The sequence below is a fragment of the Algoriphagus kandeliae genome (assembly GCF_004571135.1).
Taxonomy (GTDB): Bacteria; Bacteroidota; Bacteroidia; order Cytophagales; family Cyclobacteriaceae; genus Algoriphagus; species Algoriphagus kandeliae.
Window position 1 is genome coordinate 1,043,956 of sequence record NZ_SPSB01000001.1, and the last position, 7,263, is coordinate 1,051,218.

Sequence of the window (7,263 nt, forward strand, 5' to 3'; positions counted from 1 at the left end):
CAACTTTGTTTCATTTTTTCTGGTTTAAAGATGGAAAGCCCATTATTTTTGGACCGTGAAACAATTATTGGCCATATCTTTCCTATTAATCCTTTCTATAGGCCTTTATTTTAAGGCGAATGGACAGGATTGTCGCCTTATAATTCGGGGTAAGGTGATTCATTTGGAAAACAACGAGTCCATCCCAGGTGCATACGTTTGGATAGAAGAAATCAATAATGGAACAATCACGGATGATTCAGGAAATTTTCAATTCAGAAATCTCTGCCCAGGAGAATACACCATAAAGATTCAATTTTTAGGGCATCAAGAAATAATTGAAAAAATAATCTTAGGTAGCAATTCCTTCAACAAGACATTCAGATTACAGGAAGAAGCGACGGATTTAGGAGGAGTAGAAGTTCATGGCCACCGTGATGCAGTCCAAACGACCACAGCAATTTCAGCCTTATATGGGGAAAGACTTTTGGAAGCGAGGGGAGAAAACCTAGGTGAAAGTTTAAAACGAATAGCTGGTGTCACCACTTTCTCTACTGGAAACAGCATTGCTAAACCGGTAATTCATGGCTTGCACTCCAACCGAATAATGATTCTAAATAATGGAATCAGACTAGAAGGACAGCAATGGGGAGCTGAGCATGCTCCTGAAATTGATCCTTTCCTGGCCAATGAAATCACAGTAATCAAAGGGGCTGAAACAGTTCGATTTGGACCTGAGGCTATGGGAGGAGTGATTTTAGTGAATCCTGGTGAAATCCCAACCGGTAAAAATCATCAAACTGATCTCTACTTGGTTGGAGGAACCAATGGAAGAACAGGTAACCTTTCCATTTCACATGCAAGCGGGTTTGAAAAGATTGCAGGTTTAGGTTATCGCGTTCAGGGTTCAGTAAAAAGAGGAGGAAATGTCCGATCACCAGAATATTTCCAAGGCAATACCGGAATGAGCGAGATGAACTTTTCAGGTGCTTTGAATTATACCAGTTCCAAAATCGGTACAGAGCTCTATTACAGTTTTTTCAATACCGAACTTGGAATCTTACGAGATGCTCATACGGGAAATTTATCTGATTTGGAGGAAATTATTGAAAATGGACGTCCATTTACCAATGCTGATTTCACCTACGAAATCAACAATCCGAAACAGATCGTTTCTCACCATCTAGCGAAATTAAAAGCCCACTACCATTTGAATGACAGGTGGAAAGCAAATCTTCAATATGGATTCCAACTTAATCAGCGACAGGAATACGATCGACGTAGAGGTGATTTGAATAGTAGGGCAAGTTTGGATTTGGAGCTTTTTACTAATACGCTTGATCTCTTTGTGGACCACACGCATGAAAATGCACTGAGTGGTACCTGGGGAATTAATGTGATTCAACAAGCCAATTCCAATGTTCCTGGAACGGGAGTTACGCCTTTAATTCCCAATTATGACATGCTCAACTTTGGGCTTTATCTGATGGAGAAATATTCCAAAGGTCCGTTGGAACTGGAAGGCGGACTTCGCTATGATTATCGTACGGTAAATACAGCCCGTTATATAGGGAATGAGTTGGAAGAGGCTGATCTGAGCTATAATAATGTGACCGCCTTTTTGGGCGCCTATTATCAAATCAGTCCAACAGTATCCTTCAGATCAAATCTCGGTTCGGCATGGAGACCACCCAATGTAAATGAGCTCTTTTCGCAAGGTTTGCATCATGGAGCAGCGGCCGTTGAAATCGGGGATGCGGATCTTCAATCCGAAAAATCCCTGAAGTGGGTGAACTCACTGGAATTCGAAGGAAAAAAAACAAGCGGAGAGATTACCGTATATGCTAATCAAATCCAGGATTATATCTATTTAAATCCGACAGGAGAGACATTCGTGAGTTTGAGAGGAACTTTCAATGTCTATGAATATTTACAGGCAAATGCCTTTTTCTGGGGATTTGATTTTTCAGGTAGCTATGAAATAAATGATGCTTTTCAGGCATACGCTAAGGGATCAATCATCCGGGCAAGAAATACTGAAACTGATGAATTTTTTCCTTTTATCCCTTCAGATCGAATGGATTGGGGAATTATGTACCGAATAGGAACTGAGTCAATAAATCACAACTTCACCCTGTCCAATATTTTGGTGGCCCAACAAAAACGAGAGCCTTCCTTTGACTTGGCTCCTGCCCCACCTGCTTATGCCTTGTTCAATTTAGCATATCGCTATCAGGTCCCTTTTCAGGGTAATCGCTTAAATCTTGGGCTCCAAGTACAAAACCTATTCAATACAGAATACAAAGAATACATGAATAGATTCCGCTACTTCACAGCGGATATGGGAAGAAATATTTTACTTAAAATCAATTACCAATTTTAATTATTTACTGCTTACTAATTATGAAAAACCTACGAAAACTACCTATCTATTTGCTTGCAGCAGGATTGTTTGCTTTTGCATCATGTGAGAGTGATGATCCAATTCAGGAAAATGAAGGAGAAGTAATCACGGATGTAACACTTCTGTTCACCGAGCTTGACAATGCTGGAAACCCCGCTGGACTTACCTTCTCTTTTGATGCTTCAGATCCTGAAGGAATTGAAGTGGGCGGAGCCCCCACAGTAGAAACTGTAGCCCTAGAGGCTGGAAAAACCTACCGCATGCAGATTGAAGTACGGAATAGTATTGAGAATGAAGATATTACTGAAGAAATCCTAGAAGAAGCAGATGAGCATCAGTTTTTCTTCCTAGGTTCTGCCTTCTCTGGTTCTTCCGCTCCTTTGACTTATGTGTATGATGATGAATCAGGTGAGTTAATCGGTGTAAGAGGAATTGTAACCGTAGCAGCTAATCCTTCTTTCAATAATGCTCAAATGCGAGTGGTACTTCGTCATGATTTGGATAAAAATTATCCAGGTGCAGACAGCCCTAATTTTGAAAACTTTGTTCAAGCTGGAGGAGAAACTGACTTAGACATCACTTTCCCATTGGTGTTGAATTAATTCCTTTCAATCTTATAAAAAATGCCAGCCTTTATCGGGCTGGCATTTTTTGTTTTAAGACGAGTTAAAATAGTCGATTCTCTCCTATTGATTCTTGATAAGCCGCTTAGTAATAACCTCAAATCCAATTTGAACCTGAACTTGATACATACCCGGACTTAAGCCTTTCAAATCCAATTTTTGAACGAAGGATTTTTCTCTGAGGCTACTTTCCTCAAGAACCAGCTTTCCAGTAGCATCAAATACTCGAATTGTCACTTGATCACCATAAGCTAGATCAACTTTCAGGTTGGTTTCTTCATAAGCCGGGTTTGGATAAAGAATCACCTCATTTGCTCCAAACTCCCTTCTCAAGGTAATCTCCCTATTGATTGCCTGACCTGCTCGATCTAAGCTGCTCACTTTCAGAACATACTCCTGAACTTTTTCCTGGGAACCTTTCCAAATTACCCGGTCGCCATCCAATTCAAAACTTGGATGAGGTTCCATGGAGTAAAGATGGATGGAATCAACTGGATCTACGGTTGATAGGATTCCAATTACATCTCCTTCGGAAGAAGCTTTGGAAATAAAGTCCTCGCTAATCGTAATATCCAGCGCCTTTGGTTTATCAAGAACCAAGACATTCATAACTACCCGATCTGTTAGGAATCTGGATGAATAGATGGTCGATTTAATCTGACCTTCTATCGGTTGCAGACCAGGAGTAAGAGGATCATACATTGCCTGATCCCAGTCTACTTCCATTTCTAGCAATTCCTCACCAGTGTCAATGGACCAAGTATAGGTCTTCAGCTCTTCAAAAGGCGTATTCCAATCAACAGTCACCAAAGAATTAGAATCAATGGATTTGTTTTTGCCTTTTGCAGGCATGTGAATTACGATATTACCTCCTGAAATTTCGGTGGAAGCATCGGCAAAATCAGAGCTTCCTAACTGATTGTCATAAACCGTATTTCCACTGATAGTTTCCCAAATCTTTATTCTAAACTTATCTGATTCAGTTGATTCTTTGAGAGCGCCATCGATGGCAGACACCATAAATGAGTAGCCTTCTACACCATTTATTTTACCAGTTCCCTTATAAATTCCTTTTGCCCCAGCAATTACCAAAGACATATCTTCATGGGAAGAACTGTTAAAGTTCAAGTCTCCATTTTTAAACTGGAACTCTGTATTTCCATCCACTCGATTACTTCCTTTTCTGTATTTGGCTACAAATCCAAAATTGGCTCGTCCTTCTAAATCAGTATCATTTAGATACGCACCCTTTGGAGACCAAATCCAACCACCTCCAGTAATAAATCCTCCATTAGGATCAAATATTACTGCAAGGTCTGTTAAAGCTGTCCACTCATTACCACATACATCTACAAGAACCAATTGGATCTGATATACACCTGTCTGTGAATAGGTATATTCTGCTGCAAAATCCTCAAATGGAGCCGTTAGAATAGTTTCATCACCATTATCCCACACCCATTTTGCTTCTACAATTTCACCAGAAATAGACGCATTCACTTGAACAGGATTGTTGATTTGAATAGGATCAAGTGGACCTGAAATGCTTGTTACAGGTGAGACATCAAGACAAGGATTATCAGAGCAAGACTCTGGTGCTCCCGGATTTTTATTAGGATCCTGATCATCACAATCCAAATTATTATCAGCATAGCCTATTGGAGCTAAGCAGAAATATTCAGGTTGTGCATTTTCACTTCCATAACCATCTCCATCCGCGTCGATATAGAAGGCACTTTGTACACCTTCATCGATCGCTCCATCACAGTTGTTGTCCTTACCGTCGCATAACTCTGGGGCACCTGGATAAATCGTTTTGTCAGAGTCATAACAATCTGAATTATCCGCCACATAGCCTTCAGGTGCATCACATGCAAATACCGGTTCGCCATTTACATCTCCAAAACCATCTCCGTCCGAATCAATATAGAAGGCTGTTTGTACATCCTCATCAATCGTTCCATCACAATCATTGTCTTTACCATCACAAAGCTCAGGAGCACCCGGATAAACCGTGTCGTCAGAGTCATCACAATCTGAATTATCAGTCACGAAGCCCTCTGGAGCTATACAAGCAAATACTGCCTCAGAATTCGCATCTCCGAAGCCATCTCCGTCCGAATCCATGTAGAAAGCAGTTTGGACACCTTCGTCGATCGTTCCATCACAATTGTTATCCTTGCCATCACAAACCTCAGGAGCACCAGGATAAACCGTATCGTCTAAGTCATCGCAATCTGAATTATCAGTCACGTAGCCTTCTGGAGCTGCACAAGCAAATACTGCCTCAGCATTCACATCTCCAAAGCCATCTCCGTCACCATCGATATAGAAAGCAGTTCGGACACCTTCGTCGATCGTTCCATCACAGTTGTTATCCTTGCCATCACAAACCTCAGGAGCACCAGGATATACCGTATCGTCAAAGTCATCGCAATCCGAATTATCAGTCACGTAGCCCTCCGGAGCAGCACATGCAAATACTGCCTCAGCATTTACATCTCCATAGCCATCTCCGTCCGCATCGATATAGAAGGCAGTTTGTACACCTTCGTCGATCGCTCCATCACAATTGTTGTCCTTACCATCACAAACTTCAGGAGCACCAGGATATACCGTGTCGTCAGAGTCATCACAATCACCTTGATTTGGAGTAAATCCATCATTATCTGAATCTAAATCTCCAGGATCTATAGCGTTAATACTAATTGTGACAATAGCAGTGGCTGAACCCTGATTTCCGTTTTCATCAGTTATGGTCAAAGTGACGATATTCTCTCCTTCATCTGCAAGAGTGAAATCAGTTTGACTTAATTGATAACTCAAGATTCCACAATTATCAGTAGAGCCATCATCCACATCTAATGGACTCAGAATTAGGGTTTGATCCGAATCAATTGCAAATACTCGATTACGGGTCAAAACCACTGGAGTTTCATCGTCGGTAACAGTTACATCGAAGCTGCAAGTAGCTTGATTACCTGCTGCATCGGTGGCAGTATAAGTTACTCTTGTGGTACCAATTGGGAAAACTGAACCAGGTTCAAAGTTGCTTGTTAAGTTTACAACTCCACTATTATCTGTTGCAAATGGTTGACTCCAAGAAACTGTAGCTTCGCAGATTCCGGGATCATTTGAAACAGAAATACTTGTAGGACAACCATCAATTATTGGATCAATATTGTCTTCACTTTCCGCAATACTTACTGTAAAACTGCATTCTGCAGAATTTCCAGAAACATCAGTAACCCGATATGTAACAATAGTTTCTCCCAATGGGAACTCCGTTCCACTTGCAAAGCCTTCAATTAACTCAACCGAAGAAATACCACAATTATCTGTGGCAACTGGTGAATCATATGTAATAATCTTACCAGTAACTCCAAATTCAACTGTAGTACTTATATCGGAAGGACATGTAATCACCGGAGCCTGGGTATCAGTTACCGAAATGGTTTGTGTTACCTCTGTGGCTGGGTTTCCATTGATATCGGTTACGCTCCATGTAATCGTGGTTACACCCACAGGATATGGATCGGTCAGAGCCTGATCGTCACTTCGGACTCCTATTGGTTCTCCTACCGAACAGTTGTCAGTAGCATTGGCCGTAACTTCTACTGTAGCTTCGCACAAGCCTGCTTCAGCATCGATGTTCTGGTCGCCGTTGGTGGTAATCACCGGAGCCTGGGTATCAGTTACCGTAATGGTCTGAGTTACCTCAGCTGCCGAATTGCCATTCACATCGGCTACGTTCCACAAAATGGTGGTCACACCCACAGGATACGGATCGGAAATAGCTAGGCCGTCACTTCGGACTCCTGTTGGTTCTCCTACCGAACAGTTATCAGTAGCGTTGGCGGTTACTTCTACTGTAGCTTCGCACAAGCCTGCTTCAGCATCGAGGTTCTGATCCCCGTTGGTGGTAATCACCGGAGCCTGGGTATCAGTTACCGTCACCGTGAAGCTCGCAGTTTCGGTATTGCCGTGGATGTCCGTAGCCGTGTAGGTTACCGTGGTCGTTCCAACAGGGAAGGTTGATCCGTTCGCCTGGTCAGCAGCAAAGCTTTCTATTCCGCAGTTGTCTGCTACTTGCGGCTCTGCCCAGCTCACCACTGCTTCGCAAACGCCTGGATCGGTGTTCACCGTGATGTTGGCCGGAACATTCGTGATGACAGGAAGCTCATTATCCGTAACAGTCACCGTAAAGCTCGCCGTCTCGGAATTGCCGTGGATATCGGTTGCCGTATAGTTCACCAA

General features: G+C 42.2%; 3 protein-coding genes. 2 read left to right on the forward strand and 1 reads right to left on the reverse strand.

Annotated features, from left to right (window positions below; genetic code table 11):
* Positions 1-55 precede the first annotated feature (55 nt).
* Both E4S40_RS04495 and E4S40_RS04500 read left to right on the forward strand, forming a co-directional pair.
* Positions 56-2,362, forward strand: a complete 2,307-nt coding sequence (locus E4S40_RS04495; protein ID WP_237563129.1) for a TonB-dependent receptor — start codon at positions 56-58, stop codon at positions 2,360-2,362.
* A gap of 20 nt (positions 2,363-2,382) precedes the next feature.
* Positions 2,383-2,985, forward strand: a complete 603-nt coding sequence (locus tag E4S40_RS04500; RefSeq protein ID WP_135071439.1) for a hypothetical protein — start codon at positions 2,383-2,385, stop codon at positions 2,983-2,985.
* Between the two features lie 84 nt (positions 2,986-3,069).
* On the opposite strand, the gene E4S40_RS04505 is transcribed toward E4S40_RS04500, so the two are convergent.
* Positions 3,070-7,263, reverse strand: a 4,194-nt coding sequence (locus E4S40_RS04505) for a MopE-related protein (RefSeq protein ID WP_135071442.1), incomplete at its 5' end; no start/stop codon positions are given.